The organism is Epilithonimonas sp. 33E (assembly GCF_059372615.1).
Genome location: NZ_CM182009.1, coordinates 3,365,548 through 3,386,928, shown reverse-complemented (window position 1 = coordinate 3,386,928; position 21,381 = coordinate 3,365,548). Strand labels below are relative to the sequence as shown.

Below are 21,381 nucleotides of genomic sequence, written 5' to 3'. Positions count from 1 at the left end.
CCGTAGGATTTTCTACGGTTTTTTTGTTAACTTTAAGCCTCCAACTAAAAACTTTGAACTCCTATGAAATTCGGACAAGTTGCTGACCCGTCACAAATCGATTTTACTTTGCCAAAAGATCATCCTCAAACCAAATTCATTCTCGAGCAGAATAAAAAAGGTCTGGATAATATCTCTATCGGTTGTGCCAAGTGGAACAAAACCGACCTCAAAGGTTTTTATCCAAAAGGAACAAAAGACCAATTGACTTATTACGCAACTCAATTTAATTCGATTGAATTGAATGCGACTTTCTACGGAATGCCAACAGCCGAACAAGTCCAGACCTGGAAAGAAAAAACGCCAAAGGATTTCAAATTCTTTCCGAAGATTACCAATACCGTTTCACACTTCCGAAGATTATTGAATATTACAGATGTTGTAACGCAATTTGCTTCGGCAGTTCTGAATTTCGATAAAAAATTAGGAATGGTTTTTCTACAGCTACACGATAATTTCAAACCGAAAGACTATGAACGATTGGAAAAATTTGTGCAAGATTGGCCAAAAGAAGTTCCATTAGCCATCGAATTGAGAAATACAGAATGGTTCACCGACGAAGAAGTGTTCAATACTGTTTGTGAATTATTTGAAATGAATCAAATCACCAATATCATCGTAGATACAGCAGGGCGGCGGGATATGCTTCATATGCGGCTGACAACGCCTAATGCATTTGTGCGTTATGTCGGAGCTAATGCTGAAAGCGATTATGCAAGATTGGATGATTGGTTGGAGAGAATCAATGTCTGGAAAAAAGAAGGTTTGCAGAATCTTTATTTCTTTGTTCATCAAAATGTAGAAAAGGCATCGCCATTATTGTCAGCTTATTTTATAGAAAATGTCAACAAGGAATTCGGGACAGATATCCATATTCCGACAATGGCTTCTGAACAGCCGACATTATTTTAAATAAAATTCCTTTCGCGTTGAAAGGAATTGTTTTTATATTGTAATTTCTCTAAATTAGAGAGATGGCAAAATTCAGAGAATTTTTTACGGGAAAATTTAAGCCAAAAACTTCAGCTCTTTATCTTTAAATTGATTATTTTCAACTAACTTTTGCATCGCTTTCATTGTTTTTTTACGAAGCTTTGCAAGGATGCGGACGTTTTTGTCCTCGCTATAATCGAAAATGTCATCCTCGAAAGAAAATACATCACCTTTTTTGAACTTAATATTGTTTTCTTTCATTTCCTTAAGAAGCATCAGGTTTGTCATTACTCTTAGGGAAGCACTTTCTGCAGCTTCCAGGTGTTTCAGAGATTTTAAGAGTTCTTTTTTATATTTCTTCTTAGATTTCATAATGGAGAAGGTTAATCATTTAAAGTTATAAAAATATCTTGGGAATTTCTTACTTTTGGGAAAAATAAATCTAAGAAATGCAAGACCCGATTTTCGAACTAATTGAAAAAGAAAGACAAAGACAAACCCACGGAATTGAACTAATTGCATCGGAGAATTTTGTTTCCGAGAATGTGATGAAAGCAATGGGAAGTGTGCTTACCAATAAATATGCAGAAGGTTATCCCGGACGTAGATATTACGGCGGATGCGAAGTGGTGGATGAGGTAGAGCAATTGGCAATCGACAGAGCAAAAGAATTATTCGGGGTGGATTATGTGAACGTTCAGCCACATTCTGGATCTCAGGCCAATGCAGCAATTTATCTTTCAGTCCTTAAACCGGGCGATAAAGTGATGGGAATGGATTTGTCTATGGGCGGCCATTTGACACACGGTTCTGCGGTTAATTTCTCAGGAATCCAATATCAGGTTTGTTCTTATGGTGTTCAGAAAGAAACAGGCCTGATTGATTATGACCAAATGAGAGATGTAGCTCTAAGAGAAAAGCCAAAAATGCTGATTGCTGGATTTTCTGCTTATTCCAGAGATTTGGATTATGCTAAATTCCGCGAAGTTGCTGATGAAATTGGAGCAACGCTTTGGGCTGATATTGCACATCCGGCAGGATTGGTTGCTAAAGGTCTATTGAATAGTCCATTCGAGCATTGCCACGTGGTGACAACAACGACCCACAAAACATTGAGAGGTCCAAGAGGAGGAATGATTATGATGGGCGAGGATTTTGAAAATACTTATGGACATAAAACGCCAAAAGGGGAAACCAAGTTAATGAGTGCTGTTTTGGATGGTGCCGTTTTCCCAGGAATCCAAGGTGGTCCATTGGAACACGTAATTGGTGCTAAAGCTGTTGCGTTTGCGGAAGCCATCGATTCTAAATTCGAAGTTTATGCTAAGCAGGTAAAAGCTAATGCCCAGGCTTTAGCAAAATCGATGATAGACTTAGGCTTCGAAATCGTAAGTGGCGGAACGGATAACCACTTGATGTTAATTGATTTGAGAAACAAAAACGTTAACGGAAAAGAAACTGAAAAAGCATTAGTAAAGGCTGACATTACTTGTAACAAGAATATGGTTCCTTTTGATGATAAATCGCCTTTCACAACTTCAGGGATTCGTCTTGGAACAGCAGCAATTACTACAAGAGGCCTGAAAGAAAGTGATATGGGAACGATTGCAGGTTTAATTTCTGAAGTCGTGGATGATATCAAGAACGAAGATAGATTAGCTTCTGTTAAAAAGAAAGTTAATGAATTGATGGAAGGAAAAAAGCTTTTCAACTATTAATAGAAAATATAATTATTGATAAGAGGATGAGCTTTCGGGTTCATTCTTTTTTTATAACAATGGAAAAGAAGTCGTTCACTTTTGATGAGATCAAATTAAAGCTGGTCAACTATTGTGTTTATCAGGACAGATGTCATTATGAGGTTGAGCAAAAAATGAAAGAATTTGTATTAATCCCTGAAGCTAAGGATGAAATATTTCTGTATCTCATTAGAGAAAATTACCTTAATGAAGAGCGCTTTACCCGAAGTTATATAAGAGGAAAATTCTACATCAAACACTGGGGAAGGAATAAAATCAAAATCAATCTCAGGCAAAAGAAAATTACTGAAAAATTAATTTCCAAATGTATGGATGAGATTGAAGCTGATGACTATGAAAAAATGATACGAAAGATTTATCAGGAATATTTTTCAAGGCAAAAAGACTTAAAAGAGTATCAGAAAAAAAGTAAAACAATCCAATATCTTTTATCCAGAGGTTTCGAATATGATGCTATTCTAGATGTTAATACTGAGTCAGATAATCAAAGATTAACTTAAATTAATATTGAAATTTTTCAAAGAATGTAAATATTTCTGAATAATAAATAAAAAATTCTTAATTTCGTCCCAAATTTGATCAAACAAAGTTCATGAAAAAATTAGCTATTATATATTCATTAGTATTATTTGGATTTGCAAACGCACAATCAATTAAGTATGGAGTTACTGGCAGTGTTCACAAAGGTTCAATAGCGGGTATCCATGGTGTCTCAAAAGGTGATTTTGGAGGGAGTTTAGGTGTTTTTGCAGATTTTTCGTTAGTGACAAATGATATTTATGATTCTGCTTGGTTATATTTTACACCACAATTAGAAGTTTTTACAATTGGTGAGAAGGGAGATTGGAATGAAGATAAGGTAGATTATCAAAAGTATAGTAATGTTTATGTTGGAGTTCCTTTGTATATTAAATATTTTCTGAAAAATCATGGTTACAAAGGGGATATATATATTATGGCAGGCCCAAAATTCGAATTTTTAGTGTCTGAAAACACAAAGGAGGGAGATGCTGCGAAGGAGGCTATGTTTACAGGCTTTGATCCTAATAAATTTGGATTGGGACAAAAAATGAATAAATTTAGCTATGGTTTATCAGTTAAAGTAGGTGCAAAAGTAAATGATAAACTAGAGGCATTTATCAGGTTTGACAGAGGTTTTTCTAAAATTTATCCAGATTATACTGCTAAAACTACGTACAATAGATTCTTAGGAATTGGATTAAGTTATTATCTAGGAGAAACATATTAACGTTAGATATAGACTGTAGGATTTTTTATTCTTGCAGATTTAAAAAATGAAAAAACAAATATTTCTATTACTCATATTTTTTTTAGCCATTTCTTGTAAACCTAAAAAAAATATGATTTATATGAGTAATCATAACTTCGATCAGGAAGTAAGTCAAGCAAGATATACAGGACTCAAGATAAAGGAAGCTGACGTTTTAGAAATTCGAGTTTCTGCTTTTGATGAAATTGCAGTCAAGCCATTTAATCTTTCATCAATGTCTGCCACCAATGATCCCGCAGAGAATGCTTCTAGTAATGTTGTAAACCAATATACAGTTTCCGAAGATGGTTTTGTCATAATGCCTGTATTGGGAAGGATTTACTGTAAGGGGATGACAAAAAAACAACTCCAAGAAGATATAGAAGAACGTCTCAAAACTTATCTTACAGATCCTAGAGTAGATGTAAGATTAACCAATTTCAGAGTTAGTGTTTTAGGAGAAGTTGGTAATCCAGGACAAGTAATGACAAACAATGAAAAAATAAATCTTTTTCAAGCTTTGGCTTTGGCAGGAGATATGACTCCGGCTGCTGATAGAACTAATGTAAAGCTTCTGCGATATTCCGAAGAGAATCAAAAAGACTCAATAATATCTTTAGATTTCTCTGATTCAGGTATTGTTAATTCACCATATTACTACCTACAGCAAAATGATATTCTTTATATAGAACCAGATCGTAATAAACAAATTGCAGCAAATACTACAAACCCAAACAGAGCAATGTTTTTGCAGGTTTTAGCTGTTAGTTTAAGTGTGATAGCTTTAATTATTAGATTTTCACGTTAATTTTTTGAATGGAATTATTAGATCAGGACTTTAGTTCAAATAAAAAAATAAATTTTAAAAAAGAAATTTTTCGCTTTTTAAAATATTGGCCATGGATTATTCTAAGTATGGCTATTTTTTATTTAGCCGCCTATTTTTATCTTAAATATACACAGCCGCAATATCTTTCCAAGACAACAATGCTCTTCCAAGAATCACAATCGGGAAAAGGAGCTTTGGGTGATCTTAAAAGTTTAGGAATGGGTATCAGCGGCGATAACGAATTACAAGGTGAAGCTGCAATTATAGTCTCTAAGCCTATATTGGAAAGAGTAGGAAAAAATCTGAATCTTGATGTAAGCTTTTTCATAAAAGGGAAGATTAGAGAGGTTGAGTTATATGATACGTCGCCTTATAAAGGTGAGATTATATATGAAAAACCAGATTTTTCTGGGAGCTCATATTTTATAGAACCATATAATCACGATTCTTATAGGCTTACAGAAGGACCATTGACATTTGGAAATGGAATATTTAAATATGATAAACCTGCGGTACTACCTTTTGGAACTGTAATCATAAGTAAGAATCCAGAAGTATCGGCATATAAAGTTAAAGTAGTTTTCAAAAGCAAAAAAAATATTGTAAAATCCCTTGAAGGCGGTATTACAGCTCAGATTGTTACGGGACTTTTGATGGAGCTTAGTCTTGTTGGTCCAATTCCTCAAAAATCTGAAGATATTCTTAATGAACTTGTAAAGCAATATAATGTTGACGGGATAAGCGATAAAAATATAGAAGCAGAAAATACCGCTAAATTTATTGAAGGTAGGTTAGGATTAATCTCGGCAGATCTAGAAAAAATTGAAGCTGATAAAGAAAACTTTAAAAAGGCTAATAAAATTACAGATATAGATGTTCAGGCAGGTATTGCTGTTAATCGCCTAACAGGAAACGTAGAAAATATCTTTGCACAATCATCACAGTTAGAGATTCTAAATGCTTTATCTGCAATCTTAGACTCTGGAAAAGAACAGCTATTTCCTACAGGATTAGGAATGCCACAAGCAACAGAAACACTCCTAGCACAGTATAACGAATTATTACTAACAAAGAAAAGAACGCTTAAGCAAGCTACAGCAGCTAACCCATCTATTAAAGCTTTTGACAAAGAATTATCAGAACTCTTGATTTCTATCCGTAAAAATATACAGGAGAATCGCGCTCAAGTACAGATGAAAATTGGTCAGACAAATATTGAGATGGGAGAGGATAAAGCTTCTATTTATAGATATCCTAGTCAAGAGAGAACTTTTCGAAATATAGAAAGACAAAGAAATCTAAAAGAGTCTTTATATCTTTATCTATTACAGAAAAGAGAAGAAAATGCAATTACTCTGGCAGTAACAGCTCCAAAAGCAAAGGTTGTAAATCCTGCTTATACATTAGGTGTTGTAAATCCAAATTATAATCAAATCAAAACAACATCACTTATTGCTGGTTTTTTGCTGCCTCTAGCAATATTGTTTATCATTAGGATTTTAGATACCAAGATTCGGACAAAAGAAGATTTAGAATCTGTAGCACCATATATTCCAATTGTGGGAGAAATACCTTATAATGATACGGATAAAACTCTGATAGAGAAAAATGATTTTACAATTTTTGCCGAATCATTCAGAATACTAACTTCCAATATAAAATTTATTTTAAGATCAAAAGAGATTAATAAAGGAGGGGTTATATTGGTAACTTCCTCTGTAAAAGGCGAAGGTAAAACTACTGTGTCTGCAAATACGGCACTTAGTCTTGCCGGGAGCGGAAAAGTATTATTAATAGGAGCTGATATTCGCAATCCTCAGCTACATCGCTTCATCAATAAAAGCAAAAAAGGATTAACGGATTACCTGGTAGCAGATAACGAAGATGTTCATGGTTTTATAGTTAACTCAGGATTGGATAAAAATCTGGATGTTCTTTTCAGTGGAGCAAAAGCTCCTAATCCAAATGATTTATTGGATATGAATAAATTTGATAATATGATTATAAGTCTTAAAAAAGAATACGATTATATTATCATGGATTCTGCACCGGTTATGCTGGTAAGTGATTCTATGCACCTGGTAGATATTTCTGATTTAGTAATTTATACCGTTAAGTCAGAATTTTCTGACAACGAGATGCTTTCATTTGCACAAAACTTTAGGAGAGATAACCAGATTGTAAATATGGTATTTGTATTAAATAATGTGAAACCCGAATACTCTAAATACAGTTATAAATACGGTTACGGCTATTATATATACCTTAAGCCTAAAAGTAAACTGTCCAAATTATTAAGAAGAAATAAAAATTCAAGTTAAATTTCAGTATGAGTAACTTTAGAGTAATTAAATCAGTAATTGCTAAAAGATTTGAGACACTTTATTATTTTTATCAATATATAGGAGCAAAATTATGGCTAATGCTGTTTTGCAACTTTATAATGGCATTGCTAGATGGAGTTGGGCTTACAATGTTTGTTCCCTTATTACAAGTTGCGGATGGAACCAACAGCATAAAAGGCGATAATAAGCTTATTGGGCTTGTAACAAAAATTTTCAATTTTGTTCATTTGGAAGTTAATGTTATTAATATGTTATTATTAATAATAACCATCTTTATAAGTAAAGCCGTTTTTTTTTATTTTACTCAGCTTTATCAGACAATAACACTTCAAAATTTCGTCAAGAAAATAAGAATAGATCTCATTTATGGACTCAGAGATTTATCTTATAAAGAATTTATTTCTACAGATATTGGTCGTTTACAGAGTTCTTTAATTGGTGAATCCAACCAAATGTCGCAGGCTTGTGCACAATATATCGAAACTATTAAATCCGGAATGGTCGTTTTTGTGTATTGCTGTATGGCATTTTTTATTGATTGGAAATTTTCTATACTTATTGTTATAGGTGGGTTTTTAACAAATTTGGTTTACAATCGTTTCTATGTTAAAACTAAGAAAATATCCAGAGACTTAATTAAGAATAATCATCAATATGGAGGTATAGTAATTGAGAATGTTAATAATTTTAAATATTTAAAAGCTACAGGGAGAAATAAATTCTTCACAGATAGGATGCTGAACATTCTTTCCCAAATGATTGATAAGAATATTATGGTTGGAAGACTACAAGGAAGATTATCTGCAATGAGAGAGCCTATTATGCTTACAATAATTTGTATTATAATTGGCTTTCAGGTATCTGTATTAGGAGCTGCATTAAGCTCTATTATGGTTATTTTGATGTTATTTTATAGAGCGATGGCTTATCTGATGAATTTACAATCTTCCTGGAACAATTATCTTGCTTCAATAGGATCTGTTGAGAATATAAAAAACTATCAGATATATTTAAAAAAGAATACAGAATCTAAAAATGGAGATGTGAAATTTAATTTTATTGAGAGCCTAGAGATGGAGAATTTGTCTGTTTCTCTAGGAAATACTACAATTCTGGATAATATTAACATTCGGATCTTAAAAAACCAATCTATCGCTCTCATTGGAGAGAGTGGTTCGGGTAAGTCAACTTTAGTTAATATTTTAAGTGGATTATTAAAATATGATACAGGGTCTTATCTCGTAAACGGTATTAATTTTGAGACTATTGATAGAATTAATTTTAAAAATAAAATTGGATATATTTCCCAAGAGCCAACTATCTTTAATGCGGATATATTTGATAATATTACGTTTTGGGCAGAACGTTCTCAAAATAATATCGAGAAATTTGAACAAGTAACAAAATTGTGTAGTATATATGATTTCATAAACGGACTTCCGAAAGGTTATAATGAACTATTAGGTTATAATGGAATGAATATTTCTGGGGGACAGAAACAACGTATATCAATTGCAAGAGAATTATTTCGTGACGCAGAAATACTTATTATGGACGAGGCTACTTCTGCACTTGATTCCGAAACCGAGATGGAAATAAAGCAAAGCATGGATTCTCTTAAAGGTAAAATAACCATAATATCGATAGCACATAGACTTTCTACTATAAAAGAAGCAGATAAAATATTTTTAATGAATAAAGGAGTTATTGAAAGTAGCGGTACTTTTGATGAGCTCAAATCGAAATCTGATTATTTCAGAAGAATGGCTGATTTACAAGGACTTTAAATTATGTTGGGAATTATTATTCAAGCCAGGCTCGGTTCCACCAGACTACCAGCAAAAATTCTTAAACCTTTTCAGTCTAAGACCATACTTTCGTACTTGGTAGATAAATTGTCAGTTTTGGATATTCCTGTAATTATTGCAACAACTACATCAGTGTCTGATGATCAGCTTGTTGATTACTTAGAAGAGAAAAATTATAAATATTATAGAGGCAGCGAAAAAAATGTTTTGGAAAGATATATAAAATCTGCAGAACATTTTGGGGTTGATAATATCATCAGAATTACCTCTGACAACCCTTTTTTGGATATTGATATTTTAAAAAATCAGATCAAAATATTTGAAGAAAATCCCAACAATGATTATTGGTCTTTTACATTAAATAATAAACCTACAGTTTTATCACATATTGGTATCTTTGCAGAATTAGTAAGCTTAGATGCGCTTAAGTTTTTGAGAGATAATTTTGATGATCCAAGTTATAACGAACATGTAACTTCCGGAGTTTATAATAATCCTGAAAATTTTAAGATTCACTTTACTGATATCACAAATGAATTCTCAAAATATAGTAAAGTAAGGCTTACTATAGACACGCCCGAAGATTATGAAAACACTCAATTGATTGAAAAAAAATTTGACAACATCTCAGAAGTAAAATTTTTTGAGATTGGAAACTATATACTTTCTGATAAAAGATTAAAAGAAAGTATGGAGAAAATCATAATTAACAATACAAAATAAATGCATAGTAAAACGTACATTATTGGGGAAATAGGGCAGAATCACAACGGATCATTAGATCTGGCAAAGCTCCTTATAGAAATGGTAGCAAGACCAGTAAAAGAAGAATTATTTGGTCTTGATCTTCCGAAGATGGATGCCGTTAAGCTTACGAAAAGAGATTTGAAAGCAGAATTGTCGGATTCTCAAATGAACAAGATCTATGATAATCCTAATTCTTTTGGAAGAACTTATGGAGAACACAGAGAATTTCTTGAACTAAATGACGAAGAACATTTCGAGTGCTATAAACACGCAAAATTATATGGATTTGATTTTGTAGAAACATTGTGCGCAGTAGGGTGTTTGTCTCTTCTAAAATTGTTTACGCCAGACAGATTGAAAGTTGCAAGCAGAGACCTTACCAATCTACCTTTGTTAGCTGCAATGGCAGAAACAAAAATTCCAATTATTGTATCTACCGGAATGGCAGGTAAAAAAGAATTGGATGAGGCTTTGGAAACAATTACAAAGTATCATAATGAAATTTCTATTTTGCATTGTGTTTCAGAATATCCTACAAAACCGCAAAATGTAAATCTAAATACTATAAAATATCTACTGAAAAATTATCCTGAATATAAAATCGGGTTTTCTGACCATACAATCGGTATATCTACTCCTGTAAATGCCGTTGCAATGGGAGCAGAAATTATAGAAAAACATATTACTCTTGACCGAAGAATGAAAGGTACAGATCAAGCTGGATCTCTGGGACCAGATGGTGTTAATAGAATGGTTAGAGATATAAGAGTTTTGGAAATGTCTTTCGGGACAGAAGATCTTTATATCGAACCGGCTGTAATGGCTGCAAAAATAAAACTTGAAAGATCTGTCGCAACTAACAAAAACCTAAAAGCAGGAGATATTATAAAAGAAGAAGATCTTCATCTTCTTTCTCCAGGAGATGGTTTTAAGTGGTCTGATCGTAATCAGATTGTAGGAAAAATGCTTTTATCTGATATTTCCGCAAATGAAATAATTTACCAAGAATCATTAAAAAATAACTAATAAAGCTTTTTAAATGAAATTACCTAAACTTGTTTTGACGGATATCGATGGTGTCTGGACAGATGGAGGGATGTACTATGATCAAACTGGTAATGAGTGGAAGAAATTTAATACCAGTGATAGTGCAGGTGTCCTATTTTGTAAAAAACTGGAGATTCCGGTTGGGATTATAACAGGTGAGGATACTAAAATTGTAGAAAGAAGAGCCAATAAGTTAAAAATCGATTTTCTTTATCAAGGCATCAATGATAAATTAACCATAGCTCAAGATATTTGTAAAAAACTGAATATTGATCTTTCTGAAGTGGCTTATATTGGTGATGATATTGGTGATCTAGAGCTTTTACAGGCTGTAGGTTTTTCTTGCGCTCCAATTAATTCACCAGATTATATTAAAAATAAAGTTGATTTTGTTACGTCTAAAGCGGGAGGAGAAGGTGCTTTTCGCGAGTTTGTAGAATATATTATCGGGATAGAAAGAATTAATACCATATTAGAGACACAGATTAATTAATAAAATGGTTTCTTATGGAAAACAAAAGGAAATTTTTCACTTCCAGAGCTGATTATTTGGCTATCGTAGATGAACTTTATAAACAGATTTTTTTTAATAAGCCATCGAAATGGTTTGCCATAAAGATTCAGGTAGGTTTTTTTCTTCATCTTATTTATGGAGGGAAAATAATATTAGATGACGAATTTCTAAAAGAAGAAAGAAAAATATCTTTAGAAAAAAAAACCGGTTTAACATTTAAAAGATTATTAAGGAAAATATATTATTTCCCGATCATTAAGTTTTTAGAAATGAAATTGTGTAATAATCTGAAAGGCAAAAGATTGCTGATTGGATATTATGCTCATAACATAAAGAATAAAACTTATAATATCTATCTACACCCTTTTTATAAAGCGGATGAAATGGAAATTTTTTATCTGGATAAGGGAAAAAATAACAGACTTTTACAAAAATATTTTGATTCTTTATTGGGATTTTATAGTGAGGATACTAATATATACAGAAGTCAGAATTTAGAATTAACTCAGCAGGTAAGTCAATTCTTGGATACAGGGTTTAATATACACAGCAGATCTTTTCAGAAAGGACTCTATAATAATCTCAATGGCTTAGATTTAAATCGAAAAGCAACATCAAAATTTTTATCAGTGTTGAATCCGGAGGAATTATTTTGTTATTGTTATTATGATTCATTTACAAACTTAATGCTTCATTCTGCAAATGATTTGAATATTAAAACTATAGAATATCAACACAGCAGTATAACAGATACACATTTTGCATATTCTCCGTGGGAAAATGTTGATGAACTTTTTTTACATTTTCCGGATACTTTTTATGTTTGGGAAGAAGAAGACAAGAATCTGATTATAAAAAATTTTTCCGGAAAAATTTATAAACCAAAGGTTGAAGTTGTAGGTAATAAGTATCTTAAAAATTCAATGGACACAGTATCTTCGAGTTCTTTAAAAGATACCAAAAATATATTAATTTGTTTGCAAGGACAATGGATACCAGAGTTCTTAGAAAAATTTATTTTGTCCGACCATGATTATAATTGGTATTTTAGACTTCATCCCAGATATCCTCAAGACAAGGAACAGCTAGAGGCTTTAAAAAACAATAAGCCCGATAATATTATTGTAGACCGCGCAAATCAAACAGAACTTTATGAGTTATTTCAAGAAGTTACAACCGTGATAACGTCTTTCTCCGGAACAGCTTTAGAGGCCGAAAAATTTGACAAAAAAATCATCATCTTTGGTGAAGAAGGTTACTATTCTTATAAAGAAAAGATTAATAGTGGGAAATATGCTTTCATAGACGATTATAATAAAATTTCAAATTATATCAAATGATTTTGATAAAAAAAATAAGCTATAAAATTAAGTCGCAATTTTTTAAATTTATAGAGACTCAAAATCTTATTTTGCCTAATACAGTAAGTAATAAACGGATTGAAATCAAGGGAAGTAAAGTTTATGCTAATGTAAATGGAGAAGATGGGAGTAAGATTTTACATAGTATTATAGGTAACGAAATAAAAATTGGCAATAATTCTACGGTAAACGATTCTAAAATTTTTGGAAATACAAAACTGGGATTTAGCAGTTTTATACAATCATCTAATATTTCTGGAAATTTTCAAATCGGAGATAAGTGTAAAATAAAAGGAGCCAATACAGAAGGAGAAGTCATTGTTGATGATTATTCATCTCTTTGGGGTCCAAATATCAATGTAATTTCAAATCAAGATTTTCCTATCAGGATTGGTAAGTTTTGCTCTATTGCAAGAAATGTCACGTTACAATCTTTTAATCATAATTTTAAAAAAATCTCAGGTTATTATATTGGTAGAAACCTTTTTAAAGAATCTTGGGACAATGAGATAATTAGTAAAGGAGAAATAATTATCAAAAATGATGTTTGGATCGGTACACACTGTGTAATACTTGGGGGAATCTCAATAGGAAATGGAGCCGTCATTGCAGCAAATAGTTTAGTTAATAAAGATGTGCCGGATTATGCAATTGTTGCAGGATCTCCGGCAAAAATTATAGGATATAGGTTTTCCGAAAATATAATAAGTGAACTGTTAAAAATAAAATGGTGGGATTGGAGTATTGAAAAAATTATTTCCGAAAAAAAATTATTTCAAAATCAATACGCAGACGAAGAATTAATTAGCATAATTAAGAATTATGATTCTTATTAGTATTTATATTCCTACAAAAAACAGATTAGAACTTCTTAAAAAAGCTATTAAATCTGTGATGCAGCAAACTTATACCAATTGGGAGCTAATTGTTGTAAATGATGCATCAGAAGATGGGACTAAAGAATTTCTTGATAAACTTTCGACAGAATCCTCACGTATAAAAGCAATACATCACGAAGTTTCTAAAGGAGCTTGTATATCTCGTAATGATGCTATTTTTGCAGCATCTGGTGAATTTATTACAGGCTTGGATGATGATGATTTTTTTGCTCCGGAAAGATTGTCGTATTTTTTGGAAGAATGGCAAAAAGACAACACAAACATTGCGCTATGTACTAATAATATTGCGGTTATTAATGGTGTTGTTCAGGAGAAAAAGATTGGAGAATATAATTATATAGAGCAAACAGATCTGTTATATTTTAATTATCTTAACAATCAGGTTTTTACCAAAACTTCGTCATTAAAAAGTATTGGAGGTTTTGATTCAGATTTGCAGGTTTGGCAGGATTACGAATGCTGGTACAGATTGCTGGCAAAAGGAAGAGCAAAAAAACTACCTGTTCCTACATATTTTTTTGATATTAGCGATCGGCAGGATCGTATATCATTCAAAAACAAACAGAAAGCTTTGGATTCGTATCAGATTTTTGTGAAAAAAAATAAACTTACAAAAAGTCAGGCTCAGGTTATGAGAATCCCTTTGCTATATTATGTAAATGAAAAAATAAACCTGAAGTTTTTATTAAGAATGCTATATTATTCCAAGGGGAATAAAAACTATTTCAAATTTTTGAAAAAAGAAATTGGAATACCACTTATTTGGAAATTTAAAAATATTTTTAGTTGAAAAAATTACGATTAATATTATGGCGTATTTTAGGTTTTGATTATGAATATTTACTTCATAAAACAGATTTTACGCTCCTGAAATATGATAAATTTACCAACAAAGGAGAAGGTACATATGACAATGGCGCAAAAGTATGGCGTTGGACAGATGCTTTTCTAGGTATTGGTAAATATTGTTCTATTGCTAATGGCGTTACTTTTATTGTAGATGAAGGTTATCACAATATGTCAGAGATTACAAATTATCCATTTGTCAATAATTTTACAGATGATGCGGATCTTTTAAAAGTTACAGAAAATAAAAAGCAAAAAGAAGGTATTGTAATCGGTAATGATGTCTGGATAGGAATCAATACCATTATTTTGCCCGGTATTACAATTGGAAACGGCGTTACAATTGCTGCTGGTTCCGTTGTTACAAAAAATATCCCGGATTATGTAACAGTAGCCGGTATTCCTGCAGATATAATTAAACACAAATGCACTGATAATCAGAAAACGGCTCTTAACAATATTGCATGGTGGAACTGGCCTTCTGATGTATTAGAAAGAAGAAAATCAGATTTTTACAAACTTACTATAGAAGAGTTTATTACAAAATACGATCAATGAAATTATTATATTGCATAGGTTCTATACAGCAAAAAGGAGGAACGGAAAAAGTATTTGCGAACAAAGCCAATTATTTTGTTGATAAATTGGGTTATGAAGTTCATCTTTTGGTGAATGAATCCACTGGAGAATCTGCCTATCATTATTCGGATAAAATTGTGGTTCATAATATGAACATCAATAATTATCTTGGTACACCTGTTATTCCTTATTGGTCTTATAATAAAATGATAAAACGTCTGTTAGACCCATATGAGAAGAAAATAAAGGAGATAAACCCGGATATCATAATTGTTTTACAGCACTCTGTAGATGATTTTATTATTCCTGTTCTTAAATTGGGAATTCCTACAGTCAGAGAGTTTCATTTTTCAAAAAAAGCTGTATTTGAATTAATTAAACAGATGCCTCAATCGGTTCATAAAATTAGACACTATTTACAAAAAAAGCGTCTTTTTAAATATATCGAGAAATATGATCACGTTGTTTTATTAACAGAAGCTGATAAAAAATTTAGTCGTTATCCTAATGATAATGTGGTGATTCCTAATGTTCTGGATATTGAAAATATTACTTTGAGAGATTTTTCGGAAAATCACAAGCGTATAATATCTGTGGGCAGTATGCACGATGACCGAAAAGGATTTGAAAAGCAGATCAGCATCTGGAAAAAAATTCATAATAAATATCCGGATTGGAAACTGGATATCTTTGGTGACGGAGCTTTTAGAAACAAATTACAACAACAGATTGATGAAAGTGGTTTAACAAACATTGTTAATCTTAAAGGTGTAACTGCGGAAGTGGATAAAGAATTCAGGCAGTCATCATTTTTTCTTTTTACGTCCAAAGCAGAAGGTTTGCCTATGGTAATTTTGGAAGCAATGTCTACTGGTTTGCCTTGTGTTTCATATGATTGTCCGGATGGACCTGCGGATATTATTCGGAATAATGAAAATGGTTATCTGGTAGTAATGGATGATGAAGAAACAATGATCCAGAAAATATCTCTATTAATAGAAAATAGAGAAAAAGTAATTAGATTAGGAACAGAAGCACAAAGAACTGCGAAAAATTATCTTCCGGAAAAAGTAGTACCTCTTTGGGTTGATTTTTTTAATAAAATAAAAAAGAATGCCAACGCTTAGTATAATTATTGCCGCTTATAATGTTGAAGATTTTATAGAAAAATGTCTTCTTTCTTGCTATCATCCTGGTTTTTATAATAAGATCGAGATTTTGGTGATAGATGATGGTTCTAATGATCAGACATTACAAAAAGTAATGAGGATAAAAGATTCTATAGAAAGTGTAAATATTATTCAGCAAAAAAACCAGGGTTTAGGAGCATCTAGAAATCTAGGGATTAATTCGGCTAAAGGAAAATACATCTGGATGATTGACGGTGATGATTATATCGAATCCAGCAGCTTAGAAATCATTTTAGAAAATATAAAAACCGATTTGGATTTGTACTGCATTAATTATAACGTTTCTGATAACAATGCTAATGTATTATACAAAGCTTATCCGGATAATTATATTACTAAGATATTAACAGGAACCGAATATTATGCAATTAATTACGAAAAAAATTATACGTGGCAATATATCTTTAGGAAAGAATTATTTCTGGATAATAATATCTTTTTCAAAGAACGCATTAATATGCAGGACTCCGAGATTTTACCAAAAATATTAGCGCACGTCAAAACAGTAAAATATCTGGATATTGTTGGATATAATTATGTTCAGTATCAAGATTCTTTTACAAATTCTCAAAATTCAGAAAAAAGATATCAGTACTTTAAATCAATCATAGCAGTTAAAGATTCTTTGCTGCAATTTGGAGAAAGTATAAAAAATGAAAATCCTGATTTGTATAAAACAATTCAGAAAAAAATAGAATCTTTAGGTCAGGTAGTATTTAATCATTTGATATATTATCGATACAAAAAAACAGATTTCAAAAGAAATATTAATCTATTAAAAGAAGCAGAATTATTTCCTATAAAAACAAAAATGCACGGAAGAAATAGATGGATAAAATTTGGAATTAATTATATCCCGGAGGTTACTAATTTTGTGCTAAATTTCGTTAAAAAATAAACAGTGGAAATTTCAATTAAACAATCCAACTATCTCAAAGTCATAGCAATTATGATGATGTTGTGTTTGCATTTGTTCAATAGAGATTACAAAGGTCTTTTTGTGCCTTTGGTGTTTATTGGCAATCAACCTTTATCATATTATATATCATTGTTTTGTGATTCTTGTGTTCCTGTTTTTGCTTTTGTAAGCGGTTACGGATTGTATTTTAAATATCAAAAAAGCAAAGAAAATTATTTTAAGGACAATGTAACAAGGTTAAAAAAACTCTATATTAATTATTGGATTATAATCGCCATTTTCCCTGTTGCTTTAGGTTTTTTTCTGGGTAAACCAGGTTATCCCGGTTCATATATAAAATTACTTTTTAATATGAGCGGTTTACATAATACTTACAGTGGCGCGTGGTGGTTTTTGACGGTTTATGTTCTATTTGTTTTAACTTCCCGGTTTTGGTTTTCTTTATTATCCCGTATTAATATAATTATCTATCTCTCTCTGTTATTAATAATCTACATTATTACTTTTTATCTCAGGATTAACAAGATGGATATATTCCAGCATAATAATGCTTTTTTGGATTGGCTTTATAAAACATCAATAATGTTTTTTTGTACCTTATTTCAGTTTATGTTAGGTGCCTTTGCTCTTTTCGGAAAATGGAATCAAAAGATCGGTAACTTATTTAGTAATTTTAGGTATAAACAGATTACAGCAGTTATTTTTATATTGATGTTAATAGTAATCCACGGATTGATCCCGAATTTTATTATTGCTCCGTTTTTGGCACTGACTTTCATTTTTTTATTTTGTCAGCTAAAACTTAGTTCATTCCTGGAAAAGATTTTTGACTTTTTGGTTCCTCATTCAACGAATATGTGGCTGATACATATGTTTTTTTATATGACATTTTTTTCAGCTTTTATTTATGGATTTTTATATCCTGTAGTCATATTTTTTGTTCTGATAGCAATATGTATAATATGTTCTTTTGTTATCAATTATATTAATAGTAGAATTCAAAAAATATAAAATTGAAAATATTATACATCACAAACGGAATAGATGGCGCTGGTGGTCTGGAGAGAGTACTGTCTGTAAAGGCATCTTATTTTGCGGAGAAATATGGTTATGAAGTATCTATTCTGGTTCTTAATGGAGCCTATCATAATCCTTTTTATCAATTTAGTTCAAAGATCAATTTTTATTCTGTAGAAGTTGGGGGTAATCCGATCCATTATTTAAAAGCATATAAATCTGGAATACAAAATGTTGTAAATCAAATTTCTCCTGATATTATATCCGTATGTGATGATGGTCTTAAAGGTTTTTTAATTCCAAAGATTATTAGGACTAAAGCCAAAATAATATATGAACGTCACGTCTCGAAATTAATTGAAGCTGCTGATAACGGCACATTTATAAAAAAATCTTTTAGATTGTGTAAATGGGGGATGATGGAAAAATTAGGCGCTTCATTTTCAAAATTTATAGTTCTTACAGAAACTAATAAAAAAGACTGGAAATCGCTTAAAAATATTGAAGTCATTCCTAATCCGTTACCATTTTTTCCTGCTCATACATCAACTTTGGAAAATAAAACAGTGATATGTGTAGGAAAAATTTCTTACCAAAAAGGACAGGATTTATTATTATTGGCTTGGGAAAAATTAGCAGATAAATATCCTGACTGGAGCTTGAAAATGTACGGAAAAGAAAACAATTCTGTTTTAGATAGTTCCAGGCTTCCTAAAAATATGTTTTGGTATCCACCGGAAAAAGATATAGAACGAAAATATTTGGAAAGTTCGGTATATGTGATGTCTTCCCGTTTTGAAGGTTTTGGAATGGTATTGATTGAAGCAATGGCTTGTGGTATACCTTGTGTCTCTTTTGATTGCGATTACGGACCATCAGATATTATTCAGAATGAGATTGATGGATTTCTTGTGGAAAAAGAGAATGTTCAGCAACTTGCAGAAAAATTGTCTATACTGATAGAAGATGTTGATAAAAGAATTGATTTTGGTAAAAGAGCTAAAGAAAACGCAAAACGTTATTCGGTGGAAATAATTGCCGAGAAATGGGATGATCTTTTTAAAACTTTGTTATCGTGAAAATTTTTTTTAATACAGATCAGATATACTTACACGGAGGTATAGAAAAAGTAATGGCCATAAAAGCCAATTATTTTGCAGCATTACCTGACATAGAAGTTTTTATTCTTACTACAGAACAAAAAAATAACCAGTCTTGTTATAAACTGGATCCGAGAGTAAAACTGATTGATCTTGGAATTGATTACGAAAGAAACAGGTCTTATTTTTCTTCGAAGAATATTTTAAAAGCAATAAAACATTTTTTCCGTCAAAGAAAATTATTAGCAGAATATAATCCGGATGTTATTATTTCTCCGAACTACAATTTTGATCATTTTTGGCTGCCCTTTATTCATAGGACTTCTAAGAAAATAAAAGAAAGACACGGTTCAAGATATTTTGAGTCCGAACAAAGAAAATCGGCAGGATCCATTCAGAAACTAAAATTTTATTTCAACGATTATATAGATGGGAAATACACAAATATTGTTGTACTGAATGATGATGAAAAAAAATATGTCAAATCAGGAAATGCCGTAGTTATTCCTAATCCAATAGAAATCCCAGATTACGAATCTTCTTTACTTAATAAAAAAGTTATTGCTGCTGGTCGTATTGCACCAGTAAAAGCGTTTGATGAGCTAATTATGGCATGGGAAATTATTAAGATAAAACATCCCGATTGGAATCTGGATATCTATGGTGATAATTATCAGAATACTCAGGAAGAATTACAGAATCTTATTGATGATTTGAGATTGCAGGATGTTGTGCATTTTCAAAAAACGGTTTCCGATTTACAGGAAAAGCTGCTTGATTACAGCATTTATGCAATGAGTTCTGAAACAGAATGTTTTCCGATGGTATTGCTGGAAGCATTATCTGTAGGTGTACCTGTTGTATCTTATGACTGTCCTAATGGACCTCGTAATATTATTACAAATAACAGTGATGGACTTCTGGTGAAAAACAGAAAAATTGATGATCTTGCCGAAAATATAATAATTTTGATTAACGATTCTGAATTAAGAATGAAAATGGGCAAGCGTGCAAAACTAAATATTGAGAGATTTAGTATAGACAAGGTTATGAAAAAATGGATAAGTTTAATACATTTGGACTATGTTTGATTTTATTTCTCTAGATCTATATACTCCTATCTATTATGTTGCCTTGTTTATCATATCATTGCTGATTGTTATTCATGCGGCGGCATTCGATGTTAGAGATAAATCCAGCTTACAATTCTTTAGCTTATTTGGTACAATCTTTATGATTGTGTTTTGTTTTTATATAGGGCTTAGGCCTATTAGTGGTAAATATTTTGGCGATATGGGAACTTATGCGCACGGCTATATGCTAATGCAAAAAGGTGCTGAAATCAAGATCGAAGATGATTATTTGTTTAATTATTTTATGTTGGCCTGTTCTAAGTTTTTACCAGTAAAATACTTTTTTTTACTGGTCGATATACTTTATATTTTACCTTGCTATTGTTTTTCCAAGGTATATTTTAAAAATTATTGGTTTTTTGCATTCTTTATGCTAATAGGATCATTTTCCTTTTGGTCATACGGAACCAATGGTATTAGAAATGGTCTGGCAACATCGACCTATCTTTTGGGTTTATGTTATTATAACAGGAACAGATACTGGATGTATTTTATTTTCGGGATATCCTTTTTTATGCACAGCTCAATACTGATACCGATAACAGCTTTTGTAATCTCAGGATTTTATAAAAATCCCAAGATTTATTTATACATCTGGTTGGCAGCAATTCCTCTATCACTAGCTGGCGGAAGTATTTGGCAGAACTTGTTTTTCAATCATTTAGGATTTGAAAGTCGTACTACAGGATATATGCAGGGAGATCAGGTGGAAGGTAATTTTTCTTCTTCGGGTTTTCGTTGGGACTTTCTGTTTTACAGTACATTTGGAATTGCGGCAGGATATTATTATATTTTTATACGAAAAATTACAGACTCATTCTACATGCATCTGTTTGGAACCTATACTATATCTAATGCATTTTGGATATTGGTAATTACAGCCAATTACAGTAATAGATTTGCATATTTATCCTGGTTTTTAATGGCACCTGTAATTGCTTATCCAATGTTTACATACAAGATATGGAAAGACCAGTATCGTACTTTTGGATGGATTGCTTTCGTGTATTATTTATTTACTTTTTTAATGTTTTTGAAAAACTGA

21 protein-coding genes are annotated in these 21,381 nt (G+C 31.5%); 20 read left to right on the top strand and 1 reads right to left on the bottom strand.

What is annotated here, in order from left to right; all coding sequences use genetic code 11:
* Positions 1 to 63 precede the first annotated feature (63 nt).
* Positions 64 to 951: a DUF72 domain-containing protein gene (locus AC5P2S_RS15465; protein ID WP_494555517.1), complete on the top strand. Its 888-nt coding sequence runs from the start codon at positions 64 to 66 to the stop codon at positions 949 to 951.
* A gap of 96 nt (positions 952 to 1,047) precedes the next feature.
* Here AC5P2S_RS15465 and AC5P2S_RS15460 read toward each other — a convergent pair whose 3' ends face one another.
* A complete protein-coding gene (locus AC5P2S_RS15460; RefSeq protein ID WP_283417697.1) occupies positions 1,048 to 1,344 on the bottom strand; it encodes a hypothetical protein in 297 nt (98 codons plus the stop codon).
* 77 nt (positions 1,345 to 1,421) lie between these two features.
* Between AC5P2S_RS15460 and glyA the strand changes: the two genes are divergently transcribed.
* From glyA to AC5P2S_RS15365, 19 genes are all read left to right on the top strand, one after another.
* Positions 1,422 to 2,690 carry a serine hydroxymethyltransferase gene (glyA, locus tag AC5P2S_RS15455; protein ID WP_283417698.1) on the top strand — a complete coding sequence of 423 codons (1,269 nt, stop codon included), beginning with the start codon at positions 1,422 to 1,424 and terminating at the stop codon, positions 2,688 to 2,690.
* 53 nt (positions 2,691 to 2,743) lie between these two features.
* Complete coding sequence (locus AC5P2S_RS15450; RefSeq protein WP_494557042.1) at positions 2,744 to 3,232, top strand: regulatory protein RecX; 489 nt, start codon at positions 2,744 to 2,746, stop codon at positions 3,230 to 3,232.
* Between the two features lie 92 nt (positions 3,233 to 3,324).
* Positions 3,325 to 3,981 carry an outer membrane beta-barrel protein gene (locus AC5P2S_RS15445; protein ID WP_494555516.1) on the top strand — a complete coding sequence of 219 codons (657 nt, stop codon included), beginning with the start codon at positions 3,325 to 3,327 and terminating at the stop codon, positions 3,979 to 3,981.
* A gap of 46 nt (positions 3,982 to 4,027) precedes the next feature.
* A complete protein-coding gene (locus tag AC5P2S_RS15440; RefSeq protein ID WP_494555515.1) occupies positions 4,028 to 4,810 on the top strand; it encodes a polysaccharide biosynthesis/export family protein in 783 nt (260 codons plus the stop codon).
* A gap of 8 nt (positions 4,811 to 4,818) precedes the next feature.
* A complete protein-coding gene (locus tag AC5P2S_RS15435; RefSeq protein WP_494555514.1) occupies positions 4,819 to 7,152 on the top strand; it encodes a GumC family protein in 2,334 nt (777 codons plus the stop codon).
* 8 nt (positions 7,153 to 7,160) lie between these two features.
* The gene (locus AC5P2S_RS15430; RefSeq protein ID WP_494555513.1) at positions 7,161 to 8,963 is read left to right on the top strand and encodes an ABC transporter ATP-binding protein; all 1,803 of its coding nucleotides are present in this window, start codon (positions 7,161 to 7,163) and stop codon (positions 8,961 to 8,963) included.
* 3 nt (positions 8,964 to 8,966) lie between these two features.
* Positions 8,967 to 9,707, top strand: coding sequence for a cytidylyltransferase domain-containing protein (locus AC5P2S_RS15425; RefSeq protein ID WP_494555512.1), 741 nt, complete (start codon positions 8,967 to 8,969; stop codon positions 9,705 to 9,707).
* Positions 9,708 to 10,757, top strand: a complete 1,050-nt coding sequence (locus AC5P2S_RS15420) for an N-acetylneuraminate synthase family protein (protein ID WP_494555511.1) — start codon at positions 9,708 to 9,710, stop codon at positions 10,755 to 10,757.
* A 13-nt stretch (positions 10,758 to 10,770) separates the two neighbouring features.
* Positions 10,771 to 11,271, top strand: a complete 501-nt coding sequence (locus tag AC5P2S_RS15415) for a 3-deoxy-D-glycero-D-galacto-nonulopyranosonate 9-phosphatase (protein ID WP_494555510.1) — start codon at positions 10,771 to 10,773, stop codon at positions 11,269 to 11,271.
* Between the two features lie 14 nt (positions 11,272 to 11,285).
* A complete protein-coding gene (locus AC5P2S_RS15410) occupies positions 11,286 to 12,632 on the top strand; it encodes a hypothetical protein (RefSeq protein WP_494555509.1) in 1,347 nt (448 codons plus the stop codon).
* Positions 12,629 to 13,489 carry a xenobiotic acyltransferase family protein gene (locus AC5P2S_RS15405; RefSeq protein WP_494555508.1) on the top strand — a complete coding sequence of 287 codons (861 nt, stop codon included), beginning with the start codon at positions 12,629 to 12,631 and terminating at the stop codon, positions 13,487 to 13,489. The genes AC5P2S_RS15410 and AC5P2S_RS15405 overlap by 4 nt, the downstream gene beginning before the upstream one ends.
* Positions 13,476 to 14,342, top strand: coding sequence for a glycosyltransferase (locus AC5P2S_RS15400; protein ID WP_494555507.1), 867 nt, complete (start codon positions 13,476 to 13,478; stop codon positions 14,340 to 14,342). Before AC5P2S_RS15405 ends, AC5P2S_RS15400 begins: the two co-directional genes overlap by 14 nt.
* Entirely contained in the window at positions 14,339 to 14,956 is a 618-nt protein-coding gene (locus tag AC5P2S_RS15395) for a CatB-related O-acetyltransferase (RefSeq protein WP_494555506.1), read from the top strand. The genes AC5P2S_RS15400 and AC5P2S_RS15395 overlap by 4 nt, the downstream gene beginning before the upstream one ends.
* A complete protein-coding gene (locus AC5P2S_RS15390; protein WP_494555505.1) occupies positions 14,953 to 16,104 on the top strand; it encodes a glycosyltransferase family 4 protein in 1,152 nt (383 codons plus the stop codon). Before AC5P2S_RS15395 ends, AC5P2S_RS15390 begins: the two co-directional genes overlap by 4 nt.
* On the top strand, positions 16,091 to 17,065 hold the full coding sequence (locus tag AC5P2S_RS15385; RefSeq protein ID WP_494555504.1) for a glycosyltransferase family 2 protein: 975 nt from the start codon (positions 16,091 to 16,093) through the stop codon (positions 17,063 to 17,065). The genes AC5P2S_RS15390 and AC5P2S_RS15385 overlap by 14 nt, the downstream gene beginning before the upstream one ends.
* A 3-nt stretch (positions 17,066 to 17,068) precedes the next feature.
* A complete protein-coding gene (locus AC5P2S_RS15380; protein ID WP_494555503.1) occupies positions 17,069 to 18,097 on the top strand; it encodes an acyltransferase family protein in 1,029 nt (342 codons plus the stop codon).
* A 2-nt stretch (positions 18,098 to 18,099) separates the two neighbouring features.
* Positions 18,100 to 19,182: a glycosyltransferase family 4 protein gene (locus AC5P2S_RS15375; RefSeq protein WP_494555502.1), complete on the top strand. Its 1,083-nt coding sequence runs from the start codon at positions 18,100 to 18,102 to the stop codon at positions 19,180 to 19,182.
* Entirely contained in the window at positions 19,179 to 20,294 is a 1,116-nt protein-coding gene (locus AC5P2S_RS15370) for a glycosyltransferase family 4 protein (RefSeq protein WP_494555501.1), read from the top strand. The genes AC5P2S_RS15375 and AC5P2S_RS15370 overlap by 4 nt, the downstream gene beginning before the upstream one ends.
* Positions 20,287 to 21,381 (top strand): EpsG family protein, encoded by a 1,095-nt coding sequence (locus AC5P2S_RS15365; protein ID WP_494555500.1) that lies wholly within the window; start codon positions 20,287 to 20,289, stop codon positions 21,379 to 21,381. Before AC5P2S_RS15370 ends, AC5P2S_RS15365 begins: the two co-directional genes overlap by 8 nt.

Bases quoted from the DNA above. Each gene is read 5' to 3' on its own strand.
- AC5P2S_RS15460 (WP_283417697.1), bottom strand. From the start codon at position 1,344: ATGAAATCTAAGAAGAAATATAAAAAAGAACTCTTAAAATCTCTGAAA.
- AC5P2S_RS15385 (WP_494555504.1), top strand. From the start codon at position 16,091: ATGCCAACGCTTAGTATAATTATTGCCGCTTATAATGTTGAAGATTTT.
- AC5P2S_RS15425 (WP_494555512.1), top strand. From the start codon at position 8,967: ATGTTGGGAATTATTATTCAAGCCAGGCTCGGTTCCACCAGACTACCA.
- AC5P2S_RS15390 (WP_494555505.1), top strand. From the start codon at position 14,953: ATGAAATTATTATATTGCATAGGTTCTATACAGCAAAAAGGAGGAACG.
- AC5P2S_RS15420 (WP_494555511.1), top strand. From the start codon at position 9,708: ATGCATAGTAAAACGTACATTATTGGGGAAATAGGGCAGAATCACAAC.
- AC5P2S_RS15445 (WP_494555516.1), top strand. From the start codon at position 3,325: ATGAAAAAATTAGCTATTATATATTCATTAGTATTATTTGGATTTGCA.
- AC5P2S_RS15430 (WP_494555513.1), top strand. From the start codon at position 7,161: ATGAGTAACTTTAGAGTAATTAAATCAGTAATTGCTAAAAGATTTGAG.
- AC5P2S_RS15410 (WP_494555509.1), top strand. From the start codon at position 11,286: ATGGAAAACAAAAGGAAATTTTTCACTTCCAGAGCTGATTATTTGGCT.
- AC5P2S_RS15415 (WP_494555510.1), top strand. From the start codon at position 10,771: ATGAAATTACCTAAACTTGTTTTGACGGATATCGATGGTGTCTGGACA.
- AC5P2S_RS15465 (WP_494555517.1), top strand. From the start codon at position 64: ATGAAATTCGGACAAGTTGCTGACCCGTCACAAATCGATTTTACTTTG.
- AC5P2S_RS15405 (WP_494555508.1), top strand. From the start codon at position 12,629: ATGATTTTGATAAAAAAAATAAGCTATAAAATTAAGTCGCAATTTTTT.
- AC5P2S_RS15400 (WP_494555507.1), top strand. From the start codon at position 13,476: ATGATTCTTATTAGTATTTATATTCCTACAAAAAACAGATTAGAACTT.
- glyA (WP_283417698.1), top strand. From the start codon at position 1,422: ATGCAAGACCCGATTTTCGAACTAATTGAAAAAGAAAGACAAAGACAA.
- AC5P2S_RS15440 (WP_494555515.1), top strand. From the start codon at position 4,028: ATGAAAAAACAAATATTTCTATTACTCATATTTTTTTTAGCCATTTCT.
- AC5P2S_RS15365 (WP_494555500.1), top strand. From the start codon at position 20,287: ATGTTTGATTTTATTTCTCTAGATCTATATACTCCTATCTATTATGTT.
- AC5P2S_RS15435 (WP_494555514.1), top strand. From the start codon at position 4,819: ATGGAATTATTAGATCAGGACTTTAGTTCAAATAAAAAAATAAATTTT.